The organism is Streptomyces sp. NPDC005408 (assembly GCF_040606445.1).
Lineage (GTDB): Bacteria > Actinomycetota > Actinomycetes > Streptomycetales > Streptomycetaceae > Streptomyces.
The window spans coordinates 35272-62257 of the sequence record NZ_JBEXEX010000001.1 but is presented as its reverse complement, the minus strand read 5'-3'; the positions used below and the strand labels follow the sequence as shown (position 1 = coordinate 62257).

Here is a 26986-nt window from a genome sequence, read left to right as displayed (position 1 = left end):
CGAGTTCCTTGACCGGGCAGGACGGGAGACGGCGGTATGACGGTGTCGGGGCGCAGAAGCAGTACCTTCACGCGACTGCTGCGGCACGGCTTCACCGATCCCTCCGCCGCCGAACGGCTCCTCGGCCTCCCCGACATGGCCTCCGTACGCTCCGACCCCGTCCTCCTCGACGCGCTCGGCGCCGTCGCCGACCCCGACCTCGCGCTCCGCGGCCTCGTACGGCTCGTCGAGGCACAGCCCCCGGGCGAGCGGCAGAGACTCCTCGACACCCTCATCACCGCGAAACCCCTGCGCGACCGGCTCCTTGGAGTGCTCGGCGCGTCCGAGGCGCTCGGCGACCATCTCGCCCGCCACCCGCGCGACTGGCAGGTGCTCGTCACCTATGAGGCGGCCGATCTGCACCCGGGCGTCGCGGAGTTCGAGCTCGGCCTGGCCGACGCCACCGATCCGGTGTCGCTGCGGGTCGCCTACCGGCGGTGCATGCTGGCCATAGCCGCCCGCGACGTGTGCGGTACGACCGATGTCTCCGAGACCGCCGCGGAACTGGCCGATCTGGCGACGGCCACGCTCCGGGCCGCCCTTGCCATCGCCCGCACCAGTGCGCCCGCCGACGCGGCGCAGTGCCGGCTCGCCGTCATCGCCATGGGCAAGTGCGGCGGCCACGAGCTCAACTATGTCTCCGACGTGGATGTCATCTTCGTCGGCGAGCCGGTCAACGGCGCCGACGAGAGCAAGGCCATGCAGGCCGCGACCAGGCTGGCCTCGCATCTGATGCGGATCTGCTCCGAGACCACGATCGAGGGCACGATCTGGCCCGTCGACGCCAATCTGCGGCCCGAGGGACGCAACGGCCCGCTCGTGCGCACTCTGTCCAGCCATGTCGCCTACTACCAGCGCTGGGCCAAGACCTGGGAGTTCCAGGCCCTGCTGAAGGCCCTGCCGGTGGCCGGGGACCCGGCGCTCGGCGAGGACTACATAGAGGCCGTGTCGCCGATGGTGTGGCAGGCCGCCGAGCGCGAGAACTTCGTCGCGGACGTGCAGAAGATGCGCCGCCGCGTCGTCGACAACATCCCCGCCGCCCAGGTCGAGCGCGAGCTCAAGCTCGGCCCCGGGGGGCTGCGGGACGTCGAGTTCGCCGTTCAGCTGCTGCAGCTCGTGCACGGGCGCAGCGACGCGACGCTGCACAGCGGCACCACGCTGGAGGCCCTGCGGGCGCTGGCGGCGGGCGGCTATGTGGGGCGCGCGGACGCGGCTCAGCTGGACGCGGCGTACCGCTTTCTGCGCGCCATGGAGCACCGCATCCAGCTGTTCCGGCTGCGGCGTACGCATCTGGTGCCGGAGGAGGAGGCCGATCTACGGCGCCTCGGGCGCTCGCTCGGGCTGCGTACGGACCCGGTCGCCGAGCTCAACAAGGAGTGGAAGCGGCACGCTGCGGTGGTGCGGCGGCTGCACGAGAAGCTCTTCTACCGGCCGCTGCTGGACGCCGTCGCACAGCTCACGCCCGGCGAGACACGGCTCAGCCCGAAGGCGGCGGGGCAGCGGCTCGAGGCGCTGGGTTACGCGGATCCCGCGGCGGCCCTGCGTCATCTGGAGGCGCTCTCGTCCGGGGTTTCGCGGAAGGCCGCGATCCAGCGCACGCTGCTGCCCGTGCTGCTCGGCTGGTTCGCCGACTCGGCCGATCCGGACGCCGGTCTGCTGGGCTTCCGCAAGGTGTCGGACGCGCTCGGCAAGACACCCTGGTATCTGCGGCTGCTGCGGGACGAGGGCGCGGCCGCGGAGAACCTGGCGCGCGTGCTGTCCGCCGGGCGGCTCGCCCCCGATCTGCTGCTGCGGGCCCCCGAGGCGGTGGCGCTGCTCGGCGACCCGGAGGGCCTGAAGCCGCGCGGCCGGGAGCATCTGGAACAGGAGATCCTGGCGGCGGTGGGGCGCGCGGACACGGCGGAAGCGGCGGTCGCGGCGGCGCGTGGCGTACGCCGCCGGGAGCTGTTCCGTACCGCCGCGGCGGACCTGATCGGTTCCTACGGCACCGAGGACAGCCCCGCCGAGGCCGATCCGGGCGCGCTGGTGGACCGCGTCGGGAACGCGGTCACCGACCTGAACGCGGCGACGATCTCGGGTGCGCTGCGGGCCGCGGTGCGCGAACAGTGGGGCGACGAGCTGCCGACGCGGTTCGCGGTCATCGGCATGGGGCGCTTCGGGGGGCACGAGCTCAGTTACGGCTCCGACGCGGATGTGCTCTTCGTCCATGAGCCGCGCGAGGGCGTGGACGAGCAGGAGGCGAGCCGGGCCGCGAACACGGTCGTCACGGAGATGCGCAGGCTCCTCCAAGTGCCCACGGCGGACCCGCCGTTGCTGATCGACGCGGATCTGCGGCCGGAGGGCAAGAGCGGTCCGATGGTCCGTACGCTCGCCTCCTACGAGGCGTACTACCGGCGGTGGTCGCTGGTGTGGGAGAGCCAGGCGCTGCTGCGCGCGGAGCCGATGGCGGGCGACGCGGAACTGGCGCAGCGCTTCATCGACCTGGTCGATCCGCTGCGGTATCCGGCGGAGGGGCTCGGGGACGACGCGGTCCGCGAGATCCGGCGGCTCAAGGCCCGGATGGAGTCCGAACGCCTCCCGCGGGGCGCGGACCCCACGCTCCACACGAAGCTGGGCCGGGGCGGGCTGAGCGACGTCGAGTGGACGGTCCAGCTGCTCCAGATGCGCCACGGCTGGGCGGAACCGGGCCTGCGCACGACCCGCACCCGCGAGGCCCTGGCGGCGGCTCACGCGGCGGGCCTGATCAGCACGGAGGACGCGCAGATCCTCGACGAGGCGTGGGTCCTTGCGACCCGCGTCCGCAACGGCGTGATGCTGGTCCGCGGCCGCCCCGGCGACACGTTCCCGTCGGACGGCCGTGAACTGGCGGCGGTGGGGCGGTACCTGGGGTATGGGCCCGGGGAGACAGGGCGGGAGCTGCACGTGGGACACAGCGGGGACATGCTGGACGACTACCGCAGGATTACGAGGAGGGCGCGGGCGGTGGTGGAGGTGCTGTTCTACGGGGCGTAGTGGGGGCTACCCGAAAGCGGGTCGCGGACCAGCGCAGGCTTCACGCCGCTGCCCCCGGGCAAGCGGGCCGGCGATTGTCCTGGCGGCGGAGACAGTCACGTGGGGGCCGTGGCTCGCCCGGCGGCTGTTACTGCGTCAGCTCGACCTGGAGCACCAGGTCTTTGTCCTTGCCGGCCCGGTCGGTGGTGATCCACAGTGCCGCTTTGCCCGGGACCTGCTCCACCGTGCGCAGCCGGCCGTACTGTCCGACGTAGTGCGCGGTCGGGGTGCCGACACTGGCGCCGGTCAGCGGGACGCGCCACAGCCGCTGGCCCCGCAGTGCCCCGATGTACAGGGCGCCGTCTACGTAGGTGATGCCACTGGGCACAGCCTCGACGGGGCGCCATTGCACCTTGGGGTCGGTCATGCCTGCCTCGGAGCAGCTGCCCTCGCACGTGGGCCAACCGTAGTTCATGCCCGGCTCGATGAGGTTGAGTTCGTCGTAGCCGTCGTGACCGATCTCGGTCTCCCACAGGCGGCCTTGCGCGTCCCACGTGATTCCCTGCGAATTGCGGTGGCCCAGGGAGTAGAGAAGCGTGCCGAACGGGTTGCCGGGAGCGGGCTTGCCGTCGGCGGTCATGCGCAGGATCTTCCCGTTCAAGGACTGCTTGTCCTGCGCATCGCTGGACGTCGAGGCTTCGCCCGTGGTGGCGTACAGGTAGCCGTCGGGGCCGAACTTGATCTGGCCGCCGTTCGTCCCGCCCTTCTTGATGCCGGTGACCAAGGGTGTGTAGTCGCTGAGCGTCGAGCCGTCATAGGTCATCCGGACGATCCGGTTGCCTTCCTCGGCCGCGTGGTAGAGGTAGACGTAGTGGTCGGTGCTCCACGTGGGTGACACGGCGAGGCTGCGCAGACCACTCTCGGGCTTGGTGTTCACCACATGAGGCACAGTGGCGACCTTGGTCTTGACGCCGGACGGGGTGAGGCGGAAGACCTGGAAGGAATCCCGTTCGGTGATCAGCGCCGAGCCGTCGGGCAGCCAGCTCATGCCCCAGGGGTGATTCCACCCCGAGGAGATGACCTTGACGCCGGCGGGATCTTCCACAGCAGCCGGTGGTGCCGGCGCGGCAAGGCCGATACCGGCCAGCGACACCAGCAGCGAAGCGGTCGTAGCTGCCGCGGCCGAGACGGCGGCCACGCAGCAGAACATCGTCCTTCGGCGGGAGGGGGTGGTCGACACTGTGATCCTCCTCAGATCTGAGCTCGGCTTCGAGGACCGTGTCCGTGTTGGGCTGGCGAGGGGACGAACACAGTCAGACAAAAGGGGGCATCAGGCGTGAGGTGGCGTCAACTCGCTGCACCCAAGCGGTGTGCGAATTCACCCTGACGGTGTACGGGAATCGGCCGCTGACGGGCATGGCCGGGTTCGGCCCCGGCCAGCTCGCCGCAAACGCTTCAGCCAGCAGCGCCCGGCAATGCGCCAGGAACGCCATGAGCACAGCACCAGGTCGAACGCCGCGTCCGCACGGGCCGGGGCCGCCCCACACCGCGGACACCCGCGCCGACCGCACCGACGAGTGGTCAAAGCGGCTCGGTCAGGAGCGGGCGTCACGGGCCTCGCGCTGCCGTGATCTCGGTGAGACGGGAGCGGTGACCGGCCACGGGCTGACCGGTCTGATGGCTCTGGAAGGCTGCAGAACGGATGCAGCCTTGCGGCGGGAGTGGAGCGGATTGCGGGCCGGATCGCGCCCTGCAATCGGGCCGATCTGACGGAATTCGGCCTCGACCCGGTCGAGGCCCCGGCGGACGAGGTGGGTGAGGCGCCGATCCGTCTGACGACGGTGGCCGGCCGCATAAAGCACCGGGGTGCCGACTGAGCCCGACAGCGGGCCGACGGCGGGGGCTAACGGCGCGAGAAACTGGCCGCGCGAGCGAACCGCGGACGGCTCGCGTCGTCCGCCACCGCCGGCAGCCGCGGCAGCTGGTGCGGAAGGGCCCGGTACCAGGCGTACGAGACGGCGAAGCCGAAGGCGAGGCAGATCATGCCGCCGACCGCGTCCAGCCAGAAGTGGTTCGCCGTGGCCACGATGACCACGAGTGTCGTCGCCGGGTAGAGGAGGCCGAGGATCTTCGCCCAGGGCGCTGAGGCCAGCGCGAAGATGATGAGGCCGCACCACAGCGACCAGCCGATATGCATCGACGGCATCGCGGCGTACTGGTTCGACATGTTCTTGAGGTTGCCCGAGGCCATCGAGCCCCAGGTGTGATGGACCAGCACGGTGTCGATGAAGGCGTGACCGTTCATCAACCGGGGCGGCGCGAGCGGATACAGGTAGTAACCGACGAGTGCCACAGCCGTCGTTGCGAAGAGCACCAGACGTGCAGCCGCATAGCGCCCGGGATGTCCGCGGTAGAGCCAGACCAGAACGCCGATGGTGACGATGAAGTGCAGTGTCGCGTAGTAGTAGTTCATCGACACGATCAGCCATGTCGCCGAGTTCACGGCATGGTTGACCGACTGCTCGAAGGCAAGGCCCAGGGAGTGCTCGACGTCCCAGATCCAGTCGGCGTTGCGCAGGGCCGCGGCCTTCTGCTCCGGTACCGCATTGCGGACAAGTGAATACGTCCAGTAACTGACCGCGATCAAGAGGATTTCGAACCACAGCCGTGGACGGCGCGGCGATCGGGTCTTGCCGGTCGGCGCAGGCTTCGATGCCGGGCGTTCCTCGTCCACGATGGGTGACGGGGTGGCCGTCCGGCCTTCCAGTGTCTTCACGGTCGCTTCACCCATAGGGAGAGAGTCTGCCAGATTCGCGTCCCACACCGATCATCCCTCGGTCTGGTTCAGTACGCATTGTCTCCACCCTCTGGACGAGCTGCGGCCCCGGGTCACCCTGAGGGGCGCTGTACGGGCGCCGAAGCGGTTGATCCGCGTACCACCAGCTCAGGCATGAAGACGAACTCGCTGTGCGGCGCAGGGGTGCCCCCGATCTCCTCAAGCAGAGTCCGGACGGCCGCCTGCCCCATGGCCAGCACCGGCTGCCGGATGGTCGTCAGCGGCGGATCCGTGAACGCTATGAGCGGAGAGTCGTCGAAGCCCACCACGGAGATGTCTCGAGGTACCTCGAGGCCAAGACCGCGGGCGGCCCGGATCGCGCCGAGCGCCATCATGTCGCTCGCGCACACCACGGCGGTGCAGCCGAGACCGATCAGGGCGCCGGCCGCGGCCTGGCCGCCTTCGAGGGTGTAGAGGGAGTGCTGGATCAGCTCCTCGGACTCCTCCGCGGCGAGGCCGAGTCGGACCTCCATCGCCTGCTGGAAACCCTCGATCTTCCGCAGTACGGGCACGAAGCGCTTGGGGCCGACCGCAAGCCCGATCCGGGTGTGGCCGAGCGAGGCGAGATGGGTCACGGCGAGGTGCATCGCGGCCCGGTCGTCGGGCGATACGAAGGGGGCCTTCACCTTGGGCGAGAAACCGCCGAGGAGGACATAAGGGACGCCCTGGCCGCGCAGCTGGTCGTAGCGCTGCATGTCGGCGGTGGTGTCGGCGTGCAGGCCCGAGACGAAGATGATCCCGGAGACCCCGCGGTCCACCAGCATCTCGGTGAGTTCGTCCTCGGTGGAACCGCCCGGGGTCTGGGTGGCGAGGACCGGTGTGTACCCCTGCCGGGTCAGGGCCTGGCCGATGACCTGGGCGAGTGCCGGAAAGATCGGGTTGTCGAGCTCCGGCGTTATGAGACCGACGAGTCCCGCACTGCGCTGTCGCAGCCGCACCGGGCGCTCGTATCCGAGTACGTCGAGCGCCGCGAGTACGGATTCACGGGTGGCCGCGGCCACACCGGGCTTGCCGTTGAGCACGCGGCTGACTGTGGCTTCGCTGACCCCCGCCTGGGCTGCGATGTCGGCGAGCCGTGCGGTCACAGGATTGGACTGTACCGGTCGCATGTCAGATTGCCCACCACGCGCTGGAATCGGCCGGAATACGGGCTGTGTCACCCGAGGGTTCCATGCCGTCGGAGGACAGCAACAGCCGCCCCGGCAAGGGGATTTCGATGACGGATCCGGTGGTGTTGAGGGTGCAGACCAGGCCCGGGCGGGACAGTGCGAGCAGCCCCGCGGGACCCGGCAGCCAGCGCATCGGGCCGCCCGGCAGCCGGCGGCGCAGCGCCAGCGCGGAGCGGTAGAGCTCCAGCGTCGAATACGGGTCGCCGGTCTGGGCCTCGGCGGACAGCTCGCGCCAGCTTTCGGGCTGCGGCAGCCAGCTGGATCCGGGGCCGAAGTCGAACGGCGGCTCCTGGCCGGCCCACGGGATCGGCACCCGGCAGCCGTCGCGGAAGCCGTCCTGGCCCGCCGCGCGGAAGAAGGCGGGGTCCTGGCGCACCTCGTCGGGCAGCTCGGTGACCTCGGGCAGTCCGAGCTCCTCGCCCTGGTAGATGTACGCGGAGCCGGGCAGCGCGAGCATCAGCAGCGCGGCCGCACGGGCCCGGCGCAGCCCGAGCTGCCCGCCGCCGTAGCGGGTGGGGTGGCGGACCACGTCGTGGTTGGAGAGCACCCAGGTGGTGGGCGCCCCCACCGAAGCGGTGGCGGCCAGCGACTCGTCGATCACGCTGCGCATGGCCTCCGGGTTCCAGGGGCAGCGCAGGAACTGGAAGTTGAAGGCCTGGTGCAGCTCGTCGGGGCGTACATACAGCGCGAGCCGGTCCGGGCTCGGCGCCCACGCCTCGGCCACGCCGATCCGGTCGCCGGGGTAGGAGTCGAGGAGCCTGCGCCAGGAGCGGTGGATTTCGTGCACGCCGTCCTGGTCGAAGAAGGGCAGCTTCTGCGAGCCGATCAGCCTGGCCTGTTCCTTGTGGCCGATGTCCGGCAGTCCGGCCGCCTTGACCATGCCGTGGGCGACATCGATTCGGAAGCCGTCGACGCCGAGGTCCAGCCAGAAGCGCAGGACCGACGCGAATTCCTCGTGGACCTCCTTGTTCTCCCAGTTGAGGTCCGGCTGCTCGGGCGCGAAGAGATGGAGGTACCACTCGCCGTCCGGCGTGCGGGTCCAGGCGGGACCGCCGAAGACCGACTCCCAGTCGTTGGGCGGCAGCTCGCCGGCCGGGCCCTTGCCGGGCCGGAAGTGGTAGCGCTCGCGGGCCGGCCCCCCGGACGGGCCCGCGAGCGCCGCTCGGAACCACGGGTGCTGGTCGGAGGTGTGGTTGGGGACGATGTCCACGATCACCCTCAGGCCCAGCTCGTGGGCGGTGCGTACGAGATCGTCCGCGTCGGCGAGGTCCCCGAAGAGGGGGTCGACGGCGCGGTAGTCGGCGACGTCGTAGCCGCCGTCGGCCTGCGGGGAGGCGTAGAAGGGCGTGAGCCAGACGGCGTCGATGCCCAGCTGCGCCAGATGCGGCAGCCGGTGGGTGGCCCCGCGCAGATCGCCGATGCCGTCGCCGTCGCTGTCGGCGAAGGAGCGTACGTACACCTGGTAGATGACGGCATCGCGCCACCAGCCGCGGCCCTCGGTGGAAGTGCTTGCAGCAAGCGGCCTCTCGGCTGCCGTGGGGGCGGGCAGGTCGACGGCGGAAGCGAGCTCGTGGGTCATGGAGGGTCCCTCTCGTCAGGTCCGGGGCGGGGGGACGTACAACTAACGAGGTCAACGTGGGTACGGGCCCGTGGTGACGGTGTTCTGAGGACCAAAATAACAGTTCTGCAAGAGCTTGCGTAAGTCGTTGCAGGCCCTGGTTCCAGTGTCCCGGACAGCAGAGAGAGCCGTCGTCAAGCGATGTATCGGCAACCGTCAGGACACGTGGATGTAACGATCCCCTGCTCTTGCAGAAAATTGCCGCAAGGTCTTTCGGCTCTCTTTCATCCTTGTTACGTTCCTGCCGAACCCGGCGCCGCGAGGGAGCGGTCGGCAGGGGGCCTGGTCGCCTCCGCCATCTCGGGCATCTCTGAAGGAGTTCACATGCGGCGTGGCATAGCGGCCACCGCGCTGGTAGCGGCCCTGGCACTGGCAGCGACGGCGTGCGGCACAGACGGCGACAGCGGTGACAAGGCCGGCGGCCCGGTCACCCTGACCTGGTGGGACACGTCGAACGCGACCAATGAGGCGCCTACGTACAAGGCGATGATCGCCGAGTTCGAAAAGGCGAACAAGGACATCAAGGTCAACTACGTCAACGTCCCGTTCGACCAGGCGCAGAACAAGTTCCAGACCGCGGCCGGCAGCGAGGGTGCTCCCGACATCATCCGCGCCGAGGTCGGCTGGACCGCCTCCTGGGCCAAGTCGCAGTTCCTGGCCCCGCTCGACGGCACGGACGCGCTGAAGGAGACCGGGGACATCACTCCCTCGCTCCTCAAGCAGGCCCAGTACCAGGGCAAGACCTACGGTGCGCCCTTCGTCACCGACTCCCTCGGCCTGATGTGGAACAAGGCGATCCTGAAGAAGGCGGGCTTCGACAAGGCGCCCACCACCTGGGACGAGGTCAAGACCGTCTCCAAGGCCGTCAAGGAGAAGGCCGGAGTCGACGGCTTCGGGCTCCGCGCCGACTCCTACTTCGAGCTGCCCTTCCTCTTCGGTGAGGGCACCGACATGGTCGACACCGCCTCGAAGAAGATCACCGTCAACTCGCCCGAGGCCGTCAAGGCCGTCGACGAGACCAAGGCGCTGCTCGCCTCGCCGGGTGTCGCCAAGCTCGATGTGACCGCCGACTCCTACGCCCACATGCAGGACGCGTTCACCACCGGCAAGGTCGCGATGATCGTCCAGGGCCCGTGGGAGCTGACGAACATCTACAAGGGTGCCGCCTTCAAGGACAAGGCCAACCTCGGCATCTCCGGCGTCCCGGCCGGCTCCACCGGCAAGGCCGGCGCCCCGACCGGCGGTCACAACCTCTCGGTCTACGCCGGTTCCGACAAGGCGCACCAGGCCGCGGCCCAGAAGTTCGTCGGCTTCATGACCTCGGGTGCGACCCAGGCCAAGATCGCGCTGAAGAACGGCACCCTGCCGACGCGCACCTCCGCCTACACCGCCGAGGTCAAGGCCACCCCGGGCATCGCCGACTTCCAGGCGATCCTCGCCGGCTCGGCCAAGCCCCGTCCGGAACTGCCCGAGTACAGCTCGCTCTTCGCCGACCTGGGCACCAACCTCACCGCGATCCTGCAGGGCAAGGTGAGCACCCAGAAGGGTCTGGACACCACCGCCGAGTCCTACAAGAAGCTGCTCAAGGACTTCTCCTAAGCCTGCCGCCCGTGGTGGTACGGCCGGAAAACCCGGCCGTACCACCACGGCGCATGCCGTACACCCTCCTGAGAATCTGTCGTAAAGGTGTCGAAGATGACCGTCGCCGTCGAGGGCGGAAGCGAGAAGACCCAGCGTGGCGGTGGGCCGCGTCGCGGGCCGATCAGCCGTATCAGGCAGTCGTACAGCCGCAATTGGTACGCCTGGGCGATGGTGGCCCCGGTGGTCGCGGTCATCGGCGTCCTGGTGCTCTACCCCCTGATCCGCGGCATCTATCTGTCGCTGACCGACGCCGACAGCAACAACGTCGGCAAGACGATCGGCGTCAACAAGATCCCCGACAGCTTCTCGTGGGTGGGTTTCGACAACTACACGGAGATCCTCTCCGGGGGCGACCACCAGTTCTGGCCCCACTTCACGTGGACCATCATCTGGACCGCGATCTGTGTGGCCCTGCACTACGGGATCGGCCTGGGGCTCGCCCTGCTGCTCAACCGCAAGCTCCGCGGCCGCACCTTCTACCGGATGGTCCTCATCCTGCCGTGGGCGGTGCCGACCTTTGTCACCGTCTTCGCCTGGCGGCTGATCCTCGCCGACGACGGCGGCATCCTCAACATGGCGCTGGATTCGCTCCATCTGCCCACCCCGCCCTGGCTCAGTGACCCCTTCTGGCAGCGCACCGCCGCCATCATGGTCAACACCTGGGTGGGCGTCCCCTTCATGATGGTCTCGCTGCTCGGCGGTCTGCAGTCGATCCCGCCCGAGCTGTACGAGGCCGCCGAGGTGGACGGTGCGACGCCCTGGCAGCGCTTCCGCTATGTAACGGTTCCGGGCCTGCGCTCGGTCAGCAGCACGGTCGTGCTGCTCGGCATCATCTGGACCTTCAACCAGTTCGTCGTGATCTTCCTGCTGTTCGGCGCGACCGGAGCGCCCGAGGCACAGATCCTCGTCACCTGGGCCTACCGCCTCGGCTTCGGCCAGGATCCGCGCGACTACGCAGGCTCCGCCGCGTACGGCGTCATCATCCTGTCGATGCTCATCGTCTTCGCCTCCTTCTACAGGCGCTGGCTGGCCCGCAACGAGAAGGCCGCCTGACGGCCGCCCCGGACAAGGAACCAGCCATGACGAAAGAAGAGAGGGGAGCGACCCCCATGAGCACCACCGCAGATGCCCCGGTCGCGGCCGCCGAACCGGCAGCCGCCGTCCCGCCCCGCAAGCCCGCCGCCGGCAAGCGGCAGCTCCGGCGCGGAGAGCGCCCCCGTTCCGCATCCGTGCTCATCCACACCGTGCTGATGGTCGCCTGCGTCGTCGCGGCCTTCCCGATCTGCTGGATCGGCTGGATCTCGCTCGGCCCGGACAAGACCGACTACCTCCACCCGGGCGCCATCGCCGACAAGATCAGCTTCGAGAACTACACGACGGTTCTCGGCGACACCGAGTTCCTCCAGTGGTTCGCCAACTCGATGATCGTCGCGCTCGGTACGTGCCTGCTCGGCGTCTTCATCGCCGCCAGCTCCGGCTACGCGGTCTCCCGGATGCGCTTCCCCGGGCACCGGCAGCTGATGTGGACCTTCCTGGTCACCCAGATGTTCCCGGTCGCCATCCTCATGGTGCCGCTCTACAACATCCTGGCGAACCTGGGTCTGCTCGACACCTACGGGGCGCTGATCCTGGTCTACTGCACTACGGCGATCCCGTACTGCGCCTGGCTGCTCAAGGGGTACTTCGACACCATCCCCAAGGAGATCGACGAAGCCGGCCGGGTCGACGGCCTCTCGCCCTTCGGCACCTTCTACCGGCTGATCCTGCCTCTTGCGCGTCCGGGCCTGGCGGTGGCCGCGTTCTACACCTTCCTCACCGCCTGGGCCGAGGTCGCCTACGCGTCGGTCCTCATGCTCAGCGAGGACAAGTACACCCTCGCCGTCGGCCTGACCAGCTTCATCAGCGAGCACGACACCCAGTGGGACCTGATGGCCGCGACCTCCGTGCTCATCGCCATCCCCGCGTCGCTGTTCTTCTACCTCGTCCAGCGTCACCTGGTCACCGGTCTCACCGCCGGCGCCGCCAAATCCTGACCCGTACGACCCGGGGCACCCGGCCCGAACACCGGCCGGGTGCCCCGGTCTTGCCCGAACCGCTGCACCGAGCCTCAAAGGGATCGAGAATGACCCAGTACCTGGCTGACGCCCATCACACCGCCGACCGGACTGCTTCCGCGGACTGGTGGAGAAGCGCCGTCATCTACCAGGTGTACCCCCGCAGCTTCGCCGACGGGAACGGCGACGGCATGGGCGACCTTCCGGGCATCCGCAGCCGACTGCCGTATCTGAAGGAACTCGGCGTCGACGCCGTATGGCTCAGCCCCTTCTACGCCTCGCCGCAGGCCGATGCCGGATACGACGTGGCCGACTACCGCGCCATCGACCCGATGTTCGGCACGCTGCTCGACGCCGACGCGCTGATACGCGACGCGCACGACCTCGGGCTGCGCATCATCGTCGACCTGGTGCCCAACCACTCGTCCGACGCGCACGAATGGTTCAAGCGCGCGCTCCGCGAAGGCCCGGGATCGCCGCTGCGCGAGCGCTACCACTTCCGCCCCGGCAAGGGCGCCAACGGTGAACTGCCGCCCAACGACTGGGAGTCCATCTTCGGCGGTTCCGCCTGGACCCGTACCGAGAACCCCGACGGCACCCCCGGCGACTGGTACCTGCACCTCTTCGCGCCCGAGCAGCCCGACTTCAACTGGGAACACCCCGCCGTCGCCGACGAGTTCCGCTCGATCCTGCGCTTCTGGCTCGACATGGGCGTCGACGGCTTCCGTATCGACGTCGCCCACGGCCTGGTCAAGGCCGCCGGTCTGCCCGACATCGGCGGCAGCGACCAGCTCAAGCTGCTGGGCAACGATGTCATGCCGTTCTTCGACCAGGACGGTGTCCACGAGATCTACCGCGCCTGGCGCACGATCCTCGACGAGTACCCCGGCGACCGCATCGCGGTGGCCGAGGCATGGACTCCCACCGTCGAGCGCACCGCCAACTATGTACGCCCCGACGAGCTGCACCAGGCCTTCAACTTCCAGTACCTGGGCACCCATTGGGACGCCGCCGAGCTGCGTGCTGTCATCGATGTGTCGCTGGACGCCATGCGGCCCGTCGGCGCCCCGGCCACCTGGGTGCTGTCCAACCACGATGTGACCCGGCATGCCACGCGCTTCGCGGGCCCGCCGGCCGGCACCCAGATCCGTGAGGCCGGTGACCGCGAACTCGGCCTGCGCCGGGCCCGCGCCGCCACCCTGCTGATGCTCGCGCTGCCCGGATCCGCGTACCTCTACCAGGGCGAGGAGCTCGGCCTCCCCGACGTCACCGATCTGCCCGACGATGTGCGCCAGGACCCGGCCTTCGGCCGCACCGAGGGCCAGGACGGCTTCCGCGACGGCTGCCGGGTGCCGATTCCCTGGACCGCTGAGGGCACGTCGTACGGCTTCGGTACCGGTGGCAGCTGGCTGCCCCAGCCCGACAGCTGGGCCGGGCTCAGCGTCGAGGCACAGACCGGGGTCCCGGACTCGACGCTGGAGCTGTACCGCAGCGCCCTTGCGGTGCGCCGAGAGCACCCGGCGCTGGGCGCGGGCGACGCGGTCGAGTGGCTGGACGCCCCCGAGGGCGTGCTCGTCTTCCGTCGCGCGGGCGGCTTCGTGTGCACCGTGAACACGACGGAAGCGGCCGTACGGATCCCGGCCCCCGGCCGCGTCCTGCTGGCCAGCACCGCCGTGGAGCCGGTCGGCGGCGAGGCCGAACTGCCCGCGGACACCGCTGTGTGGTGGACGGTGTGACGATTCCCCCGTCGCGGGGCGAGCTGTCGCGGGTCGAGTCGTCGCGGGGCGGTGCCGTCCAGACCGGCGCCGCCCCGCGGCTCGCGGACATCGCGGCACAGGCCTCGGTCAGCGAGGCGACGGCGAGCCGGGTCATGAACGGCAAGCCGGGTGTTGCGAGCGGCACCCGGCAGCGGGTGCTCGCGGCGCTCGACGTGCTCGGTTACGAGAGGCCCGTACGGCTGCGCCAGCGCAGCGCGGGCCTCATCGGCCTGCTCACCCCCGAGCTCACCAACCCGATCTTCCCCGCCTTCGCCCAGGCCGTCGAACAGGTCCTGGCCGGGCACGGCTACACCCCGGTGCTCTGTACACAACTGCCCGGCGGAGCCACCGAGGACGAGCTCGTCGAACAGCTCCAGGAGAGCGGCGTCAACGGCATCGTGTTCCTGTCCGGGACGCACTCCGACACCTCGGCCGATCACACGCGGTACGCCGAACTCGGCGACCGGGGCGTCCCGTTCGTCCTCATCAACGGATACAGCGAGCACATCAGCGCACCGTGCGTCTCCTGCGACGACCGGGCGGCGATGCGGATGGCCGTGCACCATCTGGCCGAGCTGGGACACGAGCGGATCGGTCTCGCGATCGGCCCCCTGCGGTACGTCCCGGCCAGCCGCAAGGCCGAGGGCTTCACGGACGCCCTCGTCGCCATCCACGGCTACACGGCCGCGGCGGCCGAACAGCTGGTCCAGCGCTCCCTGTTCAGCGTCGAGGGCGGCCATGCGGCGGCCGGGGCGCTGCTGGACAAGGGATGCACCGCCGTCGTCTGCGGCAGCGACATGATGGCCCTCGGCGTGACCCGGGCGGCCCGGGAGCGCGGCCTGGACGTGCCGTACGACCTCTCGGTGGTCGGCTTCGACGACTCGCAGCTGGTGGCGTTCACCAATCCGCCGCTGACGACGGTGCGGCAGCCGGTGAAGGCGATGGCGGCCGCGGCGGTCGGCGCGCTGCTGGAGGAGATCCAGGGAAGTCCCGTACAGAGCACGGAGTATGTCTTCCAGCCGGAGCTCGTGGTGCGTGGTTCCACCGCGCAGGCGCGGCGGTAGCGCCGCCCCGGTTTGGACACCGGACCGGACCGGCCGGCCGGGCGCGTGGGGCCCGGGCCTGCCGGGCCCCCGGCCGACCGGCCCGGAGTCATGGTTGAACGTAACACCACTGCAAAACTTGCGAAAGGTCTTGCAGCCAGTCAACGGCAAGATTTCTGCGGTGCTACGCGAGTGTGTCCAAAGGGTTGACCCTGGGCCGGGAGGCTCGTACGGTCGCGACCGCAATAACTTTCTGCGTTCTTGCAGCAAGAATCGTCAGAACCTCAAAGGCCTTACGGGCATGGTGCGTTGCCGGGCAAGGCTCACCGTCACCCGCATTCCCCCACGTATGCACAGTGCTGTGCAGGAGGACATATGGCCAGCAGACCTCTGGCTGCCACGCTCGCCCTTGTGGCGGGCGCGGCGGTCGCGGTGATCGCGCCACCGGGAGCCGCCGAGGCGTCACCGCCCGGCGTCAAGGACGTGACCGCCGTCCTGTTCGAGTGGAGCTTCGCCTCGGTCGCCAAGGCGTGCACCGATCAGCTCGGACCGGCCGGTTACGGCTACGTCCAGGTCTCCCCGCCCCAGGAGCACATCCAGGGCGCCCAGTGGTGGACCTCGTATCAGCCCGTCAGCTATAGGATCGCCGGCCGTCTCGGCGACCGTGCCGCGTTCAGCAGCATGGTGAACACCTGTCATGCGGCGGGCGTCAAGGTCGTCGTCGACAGCGTCATCAACCACATGGCATCAGCGTCCGGGACCGGGACGGGCGGCTCGAGTTACGAGAAGTACACCTACCCCGGCATCTACTCCGGCGCCGACATGGACGACTGCCGCGCCAACATCACCAACTACCAGGACCGCGCCAACGTCCAGAACTGCGAGCTCGTCGGGCTCGCCGACCTGGACACCGGTGAGGACTACGTACGCGGGCGCATCGCCGCCTACCTGAACGATCTGCTCACGCTCGGCGTCGACGGCTTCCGTATCGACGCCGCCAAGCACATGCCGGCTGCGGACCTCGCCAACATCAAGTCCAGGCTCAGCAACCCGGGCGTGTACTGGAAGCAGGAGGCGATCTACGGCGCGGGCGAGGCGGTGTCGCCGAGCGAGTATCTGGGCAACGGCGACGTCCAGGAGTTCCGTTACGCCCGCAGCCTCAAGCAGGTCTTCAACAACGAGAACCTCGCCTACCTCAAGAACTACGGCGAGGGCTGGGGCTTCATGGAGTCGGGGAAGTCGGCGGTCTTCGTCGACAACCACGACACCGAGCGCGGCGGCGACACGCTCAACTACAAGGACGGCGCGAACTACACGCTCGCCAACGTCTTCATGCTGGCGTGGCCGTACGGCGCCCCTGACGTCCACTCCGGCTACGAGTGGTCCGACAAGGACGCGGGTCCGCCGAACGGTGGGACAGTGAACGCCTGCTACAGCGACGGCTGGAAGTGCCAGCACGCCTGGCGGGAGATCGCCTCGATGGTGGCCTTCCGCAACACGGCACGCGGCCAGGCCGTGACGGACTGGTGGGACAACGGCGCGGACCAGATCGCCTTCGGGCGGGGTTCGAAGGCGTACGTCGCCATCAACCACGAGGGCTCGTCGCTGACCCGGACCTTCCAGACCTCGCTGCCCGCGGGCGACTACTGCGATGTGCAGTCCGGCCGTGGCGTGACGGTGAACGGCTCGGGCCAGTTCACGGCGACTCTCGGCTCGAACACGGCGGTGGCGCTGCATGTGAACGCCCGTAGCTGCGGGTCGAGTTCGGCAGCGGGAGCGTCCTTCAGTGTCAACGCGACGACGGTGACCGGACAGAACATCTACGTCACCGGCAACCAGGCGGCGCTCGGAAACTGGAGCCCGGGCGCGGCGCTGAAGCTGGACCCGGCGAGCTATCCGGTGTGGCAGCTGGACGTGGCGCTGCCTGCGGGGACGGCGTTCGAATACAAGTACATCCGCAAGGACGCGTCGGGAACCGTGACGTGGGAGACGGGCGCCAACCGCACGGCGACGGTCCCCTCCACCGGCACGGTGACCTTGTCGGACACCTTCCGCACCTGACCCGTCCCCCTCTGCGGCAGTCCGGTGCCGCCTCCCGTACCGCACCGGGCTGCCCCCTTCTCGTACCTGCTGAGGAGCAACCTTGATACGCCCGAGAGCGGCAACCGTTGTCGCTGCCGCCCTGTGCGCGGCGCTCATGCCCGCCGTCCCCGCCGCCGGCGCACCCAGACCCCCGGCCCCGCCGTCGGACAAGACGCTCGCCGCGCAGCCCGCGCGGCATGATCTGACCCGGGAGCAGTTCTACTTCGTCCTGCCCGACCGGTTCGCCAACGGCGACACGTCCAACGACCGCGGCGGGCTGACCGGTTCGCGTCTCGAGACCGGATACGACCCCGCCGACAAGGGCTTCTACCAGGGCGGCGACCTGAAGGGCCTGACCCGGAAGCTCGACTACATCAAGGGCCTCGGCACGACAGCCATCTGGCTCGCGCCGATCTTCAAGAACCGGCCCGTCCAGGGCACCGGCAAGGACACGTCCGCCGGGTACCACGGGTACTGGATCACCGACTTCACCCAGGTCGACCCCCACTTCGGCACCAACGCCGATCTGGCGAAGCTGATCGACAAGGCCCACGGCAAGGGCATGAAGGTCTTCTTCGACGTCATCACCAACCACACCGCCGACACCGTCGACTACGCGGAGAAGACGTACGGCTACCGCCCAAAGGGCGCCTACCCGTACCTCGACAGAGACGGGCGCCCGTTCGACGACCGCAACGGTGTGAAGAAGGTCGACGCCGACTCGTTCCCGTACACCCCCAGGACCACCGGCCAGAAGGTCCCCGGCTGGCTCAACGACCGCACCATGTACCACAACCGCGGCGACTCGACCTTCGCGGGCGAGAGCTCCGAGTACGGCGACTTCTCCGGCCTCGACGACCTGTGGACCGAGCGTCCCGAGGTCGTCACCGGCATGGAGCAGATCTACGAGAAGTGGGTCCGCGACTTCGACATCGACGGCTTCCGTATCGACACCGTCAAGCACGTCGACATGGACTTCTGGACCCAGTGGGCGACCGCGCTCGACGCCTACGCGGCAGCCCGCGGCCGGGACGACTTCTTCATGTTCGGCGAGGTCTTCGCCGCGGACACGGCCATCACCTCGCCGTATGTCACCCGCGGCCGTCTCGATGCCACCCTCGACTTCCCCTTCCAGGACGCGGCCCGCGCCTACGCCTCGCAGGGTGCGTCCGCCGACCGGCTCGGGAAGGTCTTCGGCGACGACTACCGCTACACCACCGACAAGGCCAACGCCTATGAGCAGGTTACCTTCCTCGGCAACCACGACATGGGCCGTATCGGCACCTTCCTCAAGCAGGACAATCCGAAGGCCGACGACGCCGAACTCCTGAAGCGGGCGCGGCTCGCCAACGAGCTGATGTTCCTGACCCGCGGCAACCCGGTGGTCTACTACGGCGACGAGCAGGGCTTCACCGGCGGGGGCGGCGACAAGGACGCCCGCCAGAGCCTGTTCGCCTCCAAGACCCGCGACTATCTGGACGACGACCAGCTGGGCACCGACCGTACGCACGCATCCGACGCGTACGACACCGAGCACCCGCTCTACCGCTCGATCGCCGCGCTGTCGAAGCTCACCAAGGAGCACCCGGCGCTGCGCGACGGCGTCCAGAGCGAGCGGTACGCCAAGGACTCGGTGTACGCCTTCTCCCGTACGGACGCGAAGACCCGCACCGAGTACGTCGTCGCCGCCAACAACGGGACCGCTCCCACGACCGTGACCTTCCGGGCCGATGCCTCCGACTTCCGTACGCTGTACGGCGGTTCGGGCGCGGTGCACGCCATCGACGGGAAGATCACCCTCACCGTCCCCGCACTGTCCTCGCTGGTGCTGAAGGCCGCAGGGCCCCTGGACCGGCCCGCCGCGAGGCCCACCCTCACCCTCAAGGCCCCTGCCGCCGGAGCGACCGGCACCGTCGAGATCAGCGCGGAGACCGGCGGCGGGCAGATCAACCGTGTCGTCTTCGCCGCCCAGACAGGCAACGGCCCGTGGCGCACGCTCGGCTCCGCCGACCACGCCCCGTACAAGGTCACTCAGTACATCGCCCCCACGGTGGCGGCCGGAACCACCGTGCGCTACAAGGCAGTTGTGGTCGACAGCGCGGGACGCACGGCCAGTGACCGGGCGGAGACGACCTCGGGCCAGGCCCCGCCGCCCGAGAAGCCGGTGGCCGTCGAGCGCGACTACGCGGTCGTCCACTACCAGCGCCCGGACGGCGACTACGACGGCTGGCAGCTGAAGACCGGCGACCAGCAGAACGCCTTCACCGGGCGTGACGCGTACGGCGCGTTCGCATGGGTCAAGCTCGCCGAAGGCGCCGCGACCGTCCCGTACACCGTCGAGAAGAACGGCACGGCGGACGACCCGCAGCGGACGATCGACCTGGCTCGCACCGGCGAGGTGTGGATCGCCCAGGGCAAGGACGGGCAGACCGCCACCCCGCCGGACGGCGCCTACCCGCCGCAGGACAAGACCAAGACCGTCCTCCACTACCACCGGGCGGACGGCGACTACGACGGCTGGGGCCTGCACACCTGGACGGGGGCGAAGGATCCGACCGACTGGTCCAAGCCGCTCCAGCCGGTGAAGAAGGACGCGTACGGAGTGACCTTCGAGGTGCCGCTCGCAGCGGGCGCGACCTCGCTCAGCTATATCGTCCACAAGGGCGACCAGAAGGACCTGCCGAACGACCAGTCCCTGGACCTCGCGACGTATACGAACGAGGTCTGGCTGCTGGCCGGGCAGCCGAAGTATCTGCTGCCGCAGACCGGTGGCGCGCCCGCGCTCGATCTGGCCAAGGCCGAGGCCCAGTGGATCGACCGGGACACCGTCGTCTGGAAGGTGAAGGCCACCGAGGCGACCAGCGAGCAGCTGGTGTACGCGCCCGCCGGCGGGATCTCCGTCGTGGACGGGGCGCTCAGCGACGAGGGCCGCTGGCTGCGGCTCGGTCCCGCCGCCCTGACCGACGCGCAGAAGGCCAAGTACCCGCACCTCGCGGCGTATCCGGCCTTCACCGTCGACCCGCGCGACCGCGACCGGGTGCGCGAGGCCCTCCGCGGTCAGCTGATCGCCACCCAGCGCGCGGCCAACGGCGCACTGCTCGCCGCCACCGGAGTGCAGATCCCGGGAGTCCTCGACGAGCTGTACGACGCGAGCAGGGCGAAGCTCGGCCCGGTCTTCGACGGGGGACGCCCCACCCTCTCCCTCTGGGCCCCCACCGCTCAGTCCGTCTCCCTCGAACTCGACGGCAGCACTGTCGCGATGCGGCGGGACGGCACCAGCGGCGTCTGGTCCGTGAAGGGCCCCAAGAGCTGGGCGGGCAAGCCGTACCGCTATGTCATCAAGGTCTGGGCGCCCAGCGTCCAGAAGGTCGTCACCAACAAGGTCACCGACCCGTACTCCACCGCCCTGACCACCGACTCCGCCCGCAGCCTGGTCGTCGACCTCGCCGACCCGAAGCTCGCCCCCAAGGGATGGGCATCTCTGAAGAAGCCGGCGGCCGTGCCGATGCGCGACGCCGAGATCCAGGAGCTGCACATCCGCGACTTCTCGGTCGCGGACAGCACGTCCAGGCATCCGGGCCAGTACCTGGCCTTCACCGACCGTGAATCGGCCGGGATGAAGCATCTGCGGGCGCTCGCCGCGTCCGGCACGTCGTACGTCCACCTCCTGCCCGCCTTCGACATCGGCACCATCCCCGAGAAGAAGTCCGACCAGACCGTCCCCGCCTGCGACCTGAATGTGTACGCGCCCGACTCCGACGAGCAGCAGGCGTGCATCGCCAAGGCCGCCGCGAAGGACGCGTACAACTGGGGCTACGACCCGCTGCACTACACCGTCCCCGAGGGCTCGTACGCCTCCGACCCCGAAGGCACCCGGCGCACGGTCGAGTTCCGGCAGATGGTCAAGGCCCTCAACGAGGGCGGCCTGCGCACGGTCATGGACGTCGTCTACAACCACACCGTGGCGAGCGGCCAGGCCGACAAGTCCGTACTCGACAAGATCGTGCCCGGCTACTACCAGCGCCTCCTCGCCGACGGCACCGTCGCCACCTCCACCTGCTGCGCCAACACCGCGCCCGAGAACGCCATGATGGGCAAGCTCGTCGTCGACTCGATCGTCACCTGGGCGAAGGAGTACAAGGTCGACGGCTTCCGCTTCGACCTGATGGGACACCATCCGAAGGCCAATATCCTCGCCGTCCGCAAGGCTCTGGACGAGCTGACCGTCGAACACGACGGCGTGGACGGCAAGAAGATCATTCTCTACGGGGAGGGCTGGAACTTCGGAGAGATCGCGGACGACGCCCGCTTCGTCCAGGCCACCCAGAAGAACATGGCAGGGACAGGGATCGCCACGTTCTCCGACCGTGCCCGTGACGCCGTCCGCGGCGGCGGCCCCTTCGACGAGGACCCCGGAATCCAGGGCTTCGGCTCCGGCCTGTTCACCGACCCCAACTCCTCGTCGGCGAAAGGCACTCCCGGCCAGCAGAAGGCCCGCCTTCTGCACTACCAGGACCTGATCAAGGTCGGTCTCACCGGCAATCTCGCCGCGTACACCTTCACCGACAGCTCGGGTCGCACCGTCAAGGGCTCCGAGGTCGACTACAACGGCGCACCCGCCGGATACGCGGCCGCCCCCGGCGACGCCCTCGCCTACACGGACGCCCACGACAACGAGTCCCTCTACGACGCGCTGGCCTTCAAGCTCCCGGCCTCCACGTCACCGGCAGACCGGGCACGTATGCAGGTCCTCGCGATGGCGACCGCGGCGCTCTCCCAGGGGCCCGCGCTCTCCCAGGCGGGGACGGACCTGCTGCGCTCCAAGTCGCTGGACCGCAATTCGTTCGACAGCGGCGACTGGTTCAACGCGATCCACTGGGACTGCAAGGACGGCAACGGCTTCGGGCGCGGGCTGCCTCCGCAAGCCGACAACAAGAGCAAGTGGCCTTTTGCGAAGCCCCTGTTGACGGCCCCCTCGCTCACCGTCGGCTGCCCGCAGACCGACGGCGCGTCGGCCGCCTACCGGGATCTGCTCACCATCCGCAGCACCGAGAAGGCCTTCAGCCTGGCCTCCGCGGGCGAGGTGCAGTCCACGGTCTCCTTCCCGCTCTCGGGCAAGGAGGAGACCCCGGGCGTGATCACCATGGCTCTCGGCGACCTGGTGGTCGTCTTCAACGCGACACCGGATACACAGACCCAGCGAGCCGAAGCGCTCGGCGGCCGTTCGTACGCCCTGCACCCCGTCCAGGCGGCGGGGGCGGACTCTACTGTCAAGAAGGCATCGTACGAAGGGGGTTCGGGAACCTTCACCGTTCCGGGGCGCACTGTCGCCGTCTTCGGACGAAGGTGAGCCCCACGGCGTTACGGTGAGCGGATGGACGGCACCACCGTGCTGGTGGTGGACGACACCGATGCCAACCGTTATGCCATGGGCGCGGTTCTGCGCAGGGCGGGACATCTGGTGATCCCCGCCGCGAGCGCCGGCGACGCACTGGTCGAGCTCGACATGAGGCTCAAGGCCGGTGCGTTGCCGGATGCCGCGCTGGTCGACGTCGGGCTGCCCGACATGAACGGCTTCGACCTGTGCCGCCGTATCAAGCAGCTCCCCGTCGTCGCGACGATGCCGGTGGTGCACTTCTCCGCGACGGCGGTCACCCCGCAGGACCGCACCCGCGGCCTGGACGCAGGTGCCGAGGCGTATCTGACGGTCCCCGTCGAACCGGAGGAGATCCAGGCCGTCATGCGCGCCGCCCTGCGCGGGGCCCGCTCCCGCCACGACGCCGAGGCCCAGGCCGAGCGGATGGCGCAGCTGGCCGCCGCGACGATGGAGGTGCACACCGCACGCTGCCCGCAGGAGCTGGCCGACGCGGCCACCGCCGGGACTGCGCGGCTCGTCGGCGGCCCGGCGGTCGCCCTCGTCCTCGGCTCCGGCGGTGAACTGCACGTGGGGCGCGCGGGCGGGCGCGGCCACTGCCCCGACGCGAGCGCCCGTAAGGCGGTGGCACGGCTGCTCCAGCGCGCCATGTCGGGACGCACCGGCGTGCAGAGCCTGGTCGCGCCCGAACCGCTGTGGCCCCCCGGTTTCTTCCGGCGCGGCCTCGCCGGAGACGCCCGGCTGCTTCTCGCCCGCAGCGGCGACGACCAGCCGCCGGTCTGCCTGGCCACCCCCGCCTACCGCCGGGCCGATCCGGAGGCGGCTCTGCTGCTCACCCAGCTCGCCCACGCCACGGCACTGGCCGCCGAATCGCTGCGTACATCCGCGGAGGAGAGGCATATCGCGCTCACCCTCCAGCACAGCTTCCTGCCGCAGCAGCTGCCCGAGATCCCCGGCGCCGAGATCGCCGTCCGGTACGTCCCCGCCTCCACACAGGCCGAGATCGGCGGCGACTTCTATGTGACCCTGCCGACGCCGCAGGGTGTCCTCGTCGGCGTCGGCGATGTCGTCGGCCACTCACTGGACGCCGCGACGGTGATGGTCGAACTGCGGCACGCCCTGCGCGCGTACGCCACCGACGAGAGCGACCCGGCCGTGCTGCTGTACCGCCTGGACCGGATGCTCCAGCGCTACCACCCCGAGGCGACGGCCACGGTCTGCCTCGCCCTGACGGACCCACGCGGCGGCCGGATCCGGATCGCGAACGCTGGGCACATCCGCCCGCTCATCGTCTCGGCCGAGGCCACGGCGTCCTATGTCCAGACCTCGGGCCCGCTGCTCGGCCTCGGCCTGGACCGTCCCCGGCCGACCGAGACCCAACTGGTCCGGGGCGACCGGCTGTTGCTCGTCACGGACGGTCTGATCGAGACCCGCGGCACGGACCTCACGGTCTCGCTCGAACGCCTCCGCCACGCCGCGGCCCAGGCGCCTCCGGGCGTCTCCCCGCTCTGCGACACGCTGCTTGACTGCTTCGGCACCCGCGGGGACGACGTCGCCCTTCTGGCGCTTCAGCTGACCGGCTTCGGCTGACGGTGTTCAGTTGACCGGCTTCTCCAGCAGGACCACTCCGTAGCGGCTGCCGTCCTTGGCCACCTTGCCCGGCTCCTCGCCGACGACGCGGTAGCCCGCGGCCTCGTAGTAGGTCCGCCCGCAGCGGGGGATTGCTCGACAGGCAGTCCAGCCGTACGAACTCCCGCCCGGTGTCGCCGATCCGCTGCTCGGCGTGCGCGAGCAGCAGACGGCCGAAGCCGTCCGGGGCCGTGTCCCGGTCGATCATCAGGCGGTGCACATACCCGGCCACGGGAGGCTGGATCCCCCAGGCGGGCTGGTCCTCCCACCACAGTTCGTACGCCCCTATCGCGATCCCCTCCGCGGTCTCGGCGATCCAGACCTCCCCCTCCTTGATCCAGTGCCGGAAGTGGTCGGCGTCCTGGTCGCCGGGCTTCCACTGCGCGATGCCGTTGAGCTGCATCCAGCGGGCGGCCCCGTCGAAGAGTGCGACAAGGGTTTCCGCATCGGAAGGGGCAGCGAGCCGACAGGTGATCTTCATTCCCGCATTATTGACGGGGTCATGGAGACCTGCGTAAGGGTGGGTCCCACAACCGTCCGGTTTCACCGATCACCCGTGCTGGAGCGCCCGATGCCGCAGATCACCGTCGACTACTCCGAGAACCTCGAGTCCGCCTTTGACCGCCGGGACTTCGCGCTCGCACTGCACCCGCTGATCGTCGAGACGATCGACACCAAGCTCTCCGCCTGCAAGACCCGCTTCCGCCGCGTCGACGAGACGGTCGTCGCCGGAGGCACGCCCGCGGACGCCCTCGTGCACATCGGGATCGGGCTGCTGCCGGGCCGCGCCGACGAGCTCAAGGCCCAGTTGTCGGAGGCCGTCCTCGGTCTTCTCGCCACTCACCTCAAGCCCGCGGAGGGCATCGAGCCCGTCCTGTCCGCCGAGGTGCGCGACCTGGAGCCGTCCTACCGCAAGCGCTGAGCGGGCACCCGGTCCAGCGAGGGCGCCAGCGAGACGAGCCGGCCGACCAGATCGCCGAACGGCCCTTCGGCCGGCTCGTCGCCCAGGATGCGCAGCAGGATGCCCGCCATCTCGTCGTCGTAGGCCGCACTGACCGCGCACAGCGCCGCGAAGTCGTGCACCAGCTGCAACTCCAGCTCGGCGCGCGGAATCCTCCGCCCGTCCAGCCAGATCAGCGCCGTCGACTCCGCGAGCGAGACCCAGGACCGCACGACCAACTGAAGCCGCGCGGGCGGCTCGGCGATCCCCAGATGCGCCAGGATCTGCTCGTACGCCGCCTGCCTGACCTCGTCGATCATCGCGTTCGTCGTGGACATTGCATCCCTTGAGCAGGCTCCGCCTGCGGACACCGCGGGACCGCCTCGCATCAGCGCCGAGAACCCGGGCCCGTGGTCGTCCACGAAGTCGAAGAACCGGCCCATGACCCGCAGCAGCCGGGCCCCGAGCGGCCCCTCCGGCGGTTCCTGGAAGCGCCCGGCCAGCTCGTCGGCTGCTCGCCGCAGCGCAGCCTCGTACAGGCTCTGCTTGCCGGGGAAGTAGTGGTAGACGAGAGGCCGCGAGATACCGGCGGCCGCGGCTATCTCGTCTATCGACACATCGTCGGGGGAACGGTGGCTGAACAGCTCGAGAGCCACGCCGATCAGCTGCTGTCTGCGCTCGTCGACGCCCATCCTGCGGCGTACCCCGGTCGTCATGAGCACAGCCTACCCACGGCAGGCGCGCACCTGTTCTACAGGTCCAGCACCAGCCGCGCACCCCGGCAGCGCGAGACGCAGATCAGCATCGAGTCGTCCCGCTCCGCGTCCGTGAGCAGCTCGTCCCGGTGGTCGATCTCACCCTCGACGACGCGTTGTTGGCAGGTGCCGCAGAAGCCCTGCTCGCAGGAGTACGGGGTATTGGGCAGCTCCTCGCGCACGGCGGCCAGCACCGACTGACCGGCCGCGACCTGAACCGTACGGCCCGAGCGGCGCAGTTCGACCTCGAAAGCGCCGCCGCCGGTGGGTGCACCTGGAGTGAAGCGCTCGAGATGCAGCGCGCAGTCCGGCCCGAGATGCTCCGCGACAGCGTCCATCAGGGCGTCGGGGCCGCAGCAGTACACCGCCGTGCCCGCCGCCGTGGCCGCGAACAGATCCGGCAGATCCGGCAGTCCCGCCTCGTCCTCGGGGACGATCGTGACCCTCGCGCCAGGGCCGCCGTCTCCGAGCTGCTCGATCTCGTCGAGGTACGGCATCGAGGTGCCCGTCCGCCCGCCGTACATCAGCCGCCAATCGGCGCCTGCCGCCTCGACGGCCCGCAGCATCGGCAGGATCGGTGTGATGCCGATGCCACCCGCGACGAAGACATAGGCGGGGGCGTCGGCCAGCGCGAACCGGTTGCGCGGGCCGCGGATCTCCACCTCCTCGCCCTCGTGCAGCTGCTCATGGACCTCGCGGGAGCCGCCGCGCCCGTCCTCCATCAGACGGGTCGCGATCGTGTACGAAGAGGGGTCGGCCGGGTCGCCGCACAGGGAGTACTGCCGGACCAGGCCCGACGGCAGCACCAGGTCGACATGCGCGCCCGGCCTCCACGGCGGCAACGTGTCGCCCTTCAAGCGCAGTTGGACGACCCCCTCGGCGGGCTCGGTCCTTTCGGTGATCAGCAGCCGCAGGGGCGGGGCGGTCCGCCGGCCCGAGACGGGTGTCTCCAGCGCGGGCAGCGGCCACAGCGGCGAGCCCTCGATACGACGGCGCAACGCCCGCCTGGCGAGCAGCGCGGCCCCAGCGAGCAGGACGACCGTACGCAGACGGGGCAT

At 69.7% G+C, this 26986-nt stretch carries 16 protein-coding genes and 2 pseudogenes; 11 read left to right on the top strand and 7 right to left on the bottom strand.

Features of this window, described 5'->3' with window-relative positions; all coding sequences use genetic code 11:
* Window positions 1-36 precede the first annotated feature (36 nt).
* Window positions 37-3051, top strand: coding sequence for a bifunctional [glutamine synthetase] adenylyltransferase/[glutamine synthetase]-adenylyl-L-tyrosine phosphorylase (locus ABZS64_RS00250; RefSeq protein WP_355821429.1), 3015 nt, complete (start codon window positions 37-39; stop codon window positions 3049-3051).
* A 127-nt stretch (window positions 3052-3178) separates the two neighbouring features.
* Here ABZS64_RS00250 and ABZS64_RS00245 read toward each other — a convergent pair whose 3' ends face one another.
* The gene (locus ABZS64_RS00245; protein WP_355821427.1) at window positions 3179-4270 is read right to left on the bottom strand and encodes a PQQ-dependent sugar dehydrogenase; all 1092 of its coding nucleotides are present in this window, start codon (window positions 4268-4270) and stop codon (window positions 3179-3181) included.
* Window positions 4271-4566: 296 nt separating this feature from the next.
* Between ABZS64_RS00245 and ABZS64_RS00240 the strand changes: the two are divergent.
* Window positions 4567-4907: pseudogene (locus ABZS64_RS00240) on the top strand (amidohydrolase); the annotation flags it as partial.
* 26 nt (window positions 4908-4933) lie between these two features.
* Here ABZS64_RS00240 and ABZS64_RS00235 read toward each other — a convergent pair.
* The 3 genes from ABZS64_RS00235 to ABZS64_RS00225 all read right to left on the bottom strand — a co-directional run bounded on the left by ABZS64_RS00235 (window position 4934) and on the right by ABZS64_RS00225 (window position 8614).
* Window positions 4934-5821, bottom strand: coding sequence for a phosphatase PAP2 family protein (locus ABZS64_RS00235; protein WP_355821425.1), 888 nt, complete (start codon window positions 5819-5821; stop codon window positions 4934-4936).
* 98 nt (window positions 5822-5919) lie between these two features.
* Window positions 5920-6951 (bottom strand): LacI family DNA-binding transcriptional regulator, encoded by a 1032-nt coding sequence (locus ABZS64_RS00230; RefSeq protein WP_355821423.1) that lies wholly within the window; start codon window positions 6949-6951, stop codon window positions 5920-5922.
* A gap of 25 nt (window positions 6952-6976) precedes the next feature.
* Window positions 6977-8614 (bottom strand): alpha-amylase family glycosyl hydrolase, encoded by a 1638-nt coding sequence (locus ABZS64_RS00225; RefSeq protein WP_355821421.1) that lies wholly within the window; start codon window positions 8612-8614, stop codon window positions 6977-6979.
* Window positions 8615-8977: 363 nt separating this feature from the next.
* Here ABZS64_RS00225 and ABZS64_RS00220 point away from each other — a divergent pair, with 363 nt between their 5' ends.
* From ABZS64_RS00220 to ABZS64_RS00185, 8 genes are all read left to right on the top strand, one after another.
* Window positions 8978-10252, top strand: a complete 1275-nt coding sequence (locus ABZS64_RS00220; RefSeq protein WP_355821419.1) for an extracellular solute-binding protein — start codon at window positions 8978-8980, stop codon at window positions 10250-10252.
* Window positions 10253-10348: 96 nt separating this feature from the next.
* Entirely contained in the window at window positions 10349-11347 is a 999-nt protein-coding gene (locus ABZS64_RS00215; RefSeq protein ID WP_355821417.1) for a sugar ABC transporter permease, read from the top strand.
* 56 nt (window positions 11348-11403) lie between these two features.
* The gene (locus ABZS64_RS00210) at window positions 11404-12327 is read left to right on the top strand and encodes a carbohydrate ABC transporter permease (protein ID WP_355821415.1); all 924 of its coding nucleotides are present in this window, start codon (window positions 11404-11406) and stop codon (window positions 12325-12327) included.
* 89 nt (window positions 12328-12416) lie between these two features.
* Window positions 12417-14084 (top strand): glycoside hydrolase family 13 protein, encoded by a 1668-nt coding sequence (locus ABZS64_RS00205; protein ID WP_355821413.1) that lies wholly within the window; start codon window positions 12417-12419, stop codon window positions 14082-14084.
* 23 nt (window positions 14085-14107) lie between these two features.
* Window positions 14108-15169 (top strand): LacI family DNA-binding transcriptional regulator, encoded by a 1062-nt coding sequence (locus ABZS64_RS00200; RefSeq protein ID WP_355822067.1) that lies wholly within the window; start codon window positions 14108-14110, stop codon window positions 15167-15169.
* A gap of 354 nt (window positions 15170-15523) precedes the next feature.
* A complete protein-coding gene (locus ABZS64_RS00195; RefSeq protein WP_355821411.1) occupies window positions 15524-17209 on the top strand; it encodes a carbohydrate-binding module family 20 domain-containing protein in 1686 nt (561 codons plus the stop codon).
* Between the two features lie 136 nt (window positions 17210-17345).
* Entirely contained in the window at window positions 17346-22580 is a 5235-nt protein-coding gene (gene pulA / locus ABZS64_RS00190) for a pullulanase-type alpha-1,6-glucosidase (RefSeq protein WP_355822065.1), read from the top strand.
* Between the two features lie 24 nt (window positions 22581-22604).
* Window positions 22605-24194, top strand: coding sequence for a fused response regulator/phosphatase (locus ABZS64_RS00185; RefSeq protein ID WP_355821409.1), 1590 nt, complete (start codon window positions 22605-22607; stop codon window positions 24192-24194).
* Between the two features lie 6 nt (window positions 24195-24200).
* On the opposite strand, the pseudogene ABZS64_RS00180 reads toward ABZS64_RS00185, so the two are convergent.
* Window positions 24201-24714 (bottom strand): annotated as a pseudogene (locus ABZS64_RS00180) (GNAT family N-acetyltransferase).
* Between the two features lie 90 nt (window positions 24715-24804).
* On the opposite strand from ABZS64_RS00180, the gene ABZS64_RS00175 reads away from it, so the two are divergent.
* Window positions 24805-25155 carry a 5-carboxymethyl-2-hydroxymuconate Delta-isomerase gene (locus ABZS64_RS00175; RefSeq protein WP_355821407.1) on the top strand — a complete coding sequence of 117 codons (351 nt, stop codon included), beginning with the start codon at window positions 24805-24807 and terminating at the stop codon, window positions 25153-25155.
* Here ABZS64_RS00175 and ABZS64_RS00170 read toward each other — a convergent pair.
* Both ABZS64_RS00170 and ABZS64_RS00165 read right to left on the bottom strand, forming a co-directional pair.
* On the bottom strand, window positions 25140-25889 hold the full coding sequence (locus ABZS64_RS00170) for a TetR/AcrR family transcriptional regulator (RefSeq protein WP_355821405.1): 750 nt from the start codon (window positions 25887-25889) through the stop codon (window positions 25140-25142). The two genes, ABZS64_RS00175 and ABZS64_RS00170, sit on opposite strands and share 16 nt — an antisense overlap.
* 35 nt (window positions 25890-25924) lie before the next feature.
* A complete protein-coding gene (locus ABZS64_RS00165; protein WP_355821403.1) occupies window positions 25925-26986 on the bottom strand; it encodes a PDR/VanB family oxidoreductase in 1062 nt (353 codons plus the stop codon).

What these genes read in the sequence shown, in the direction of transcription:
- ABZS64_RS00220 (WP_355821419.1), top strand. Translation starts at nt 8,978, where the DNA reads ATGCGGCGTGGCATAGCGGCCACCGCGCTGGTAGCGGCCCTGGCACTG.
- ABZS64_RS00170 (WP_355821405.1), bottom strand. Translation starts at nt 25,889, where the DNA reads ATGACGACCGGGGTACGCCGCAGGATGGGCGTCGACGAGCGCAGACAG.
- ABZS64_RS00250 (WP_355821429.1), top strand. Translation starts at nt 37, where the DNA reads ATGACGGTGTCGGGGCGCAGAAGCAGTACCTTCACGCGACTGCTGCGG.
- ABZS64_RS00175 (WP_355821407.1), top strand. Translation starts at nt 24,805, where the DNA reads ATGCCGCAGATCACCGTCGACTACTCCGAGAACCTCGAGTCCGCCTTT.
- ABZS64_RS00205 (WP_355821413.1), top strand. Translation starts at nt 12,417, where the DNA reads ATGACCCAGTACCTGGCTGACGCCCATCACACCGCCGACCGGACTGCT.
- ABZS64_RS00215 (WP_355821417.1), top strand. Translation starts at nt 10,349, where the DNA reads ATGACCGTCGCCGTCGAGGGCGGAAGCGAGAAGACCCAGCGTGGCGGT.
- ABZS64_RS00195 (WP_355821411.1), top strand. Translation starts at nt 15,524, where the DNA reads ATGGCCAGCAGACCTCTGGCTGCCACGCTCGCCCTTGTGGCGGGCGCG.
- ABZS64_RS00210 (WP_355821415.1), top strand. Translation starts at nt 11,404, where the DNA reads ATGAGCACCACCGCAGATGCCCCGGTCGCGGCCGCCGAACCGGCAGCC.
- ABZS64_RS00235 (WP_355821425.1), bottom strand. Translation starts at nt 5,821, where the DNA reads ATGGGTGAAGCGACCGTGAAGACACTGGAAGGCCGGACGGCCACCCCG.
- ABZS64_RS00225 (WP_355821421.1), bottom strand. Translation starts at nt 8,614, where the DNA reads ATGACCCACGAGCTCGCTTCCGCCGTCGACCTGCCCGCCCCCACGGCA.
- ABZS64_RS00165 (WP_355821403.1), bottom strand. Translation starts at nt 26,986, where the DNA reads ATGCCCCGTCTGCGTACGGTCGTCCTGCTCGCTGGGGCCGCGCTGCTC.
- pulA (WP_355822065.1), top strand. Translation starts at nt 17,346, where the DNA reads ATGCCCGCCGTCCCCGCCGCCGGCGCACCCAGACCCCCGGCCCCGCCG.
- ABZS64_RS00185 (WP_355821409.1), top strand. Translation starts at nt 22,605, where the DNA reads ATGGACGGCACCACCGTGCTGGTGGTGGACGACACCGATGCCAACCGT.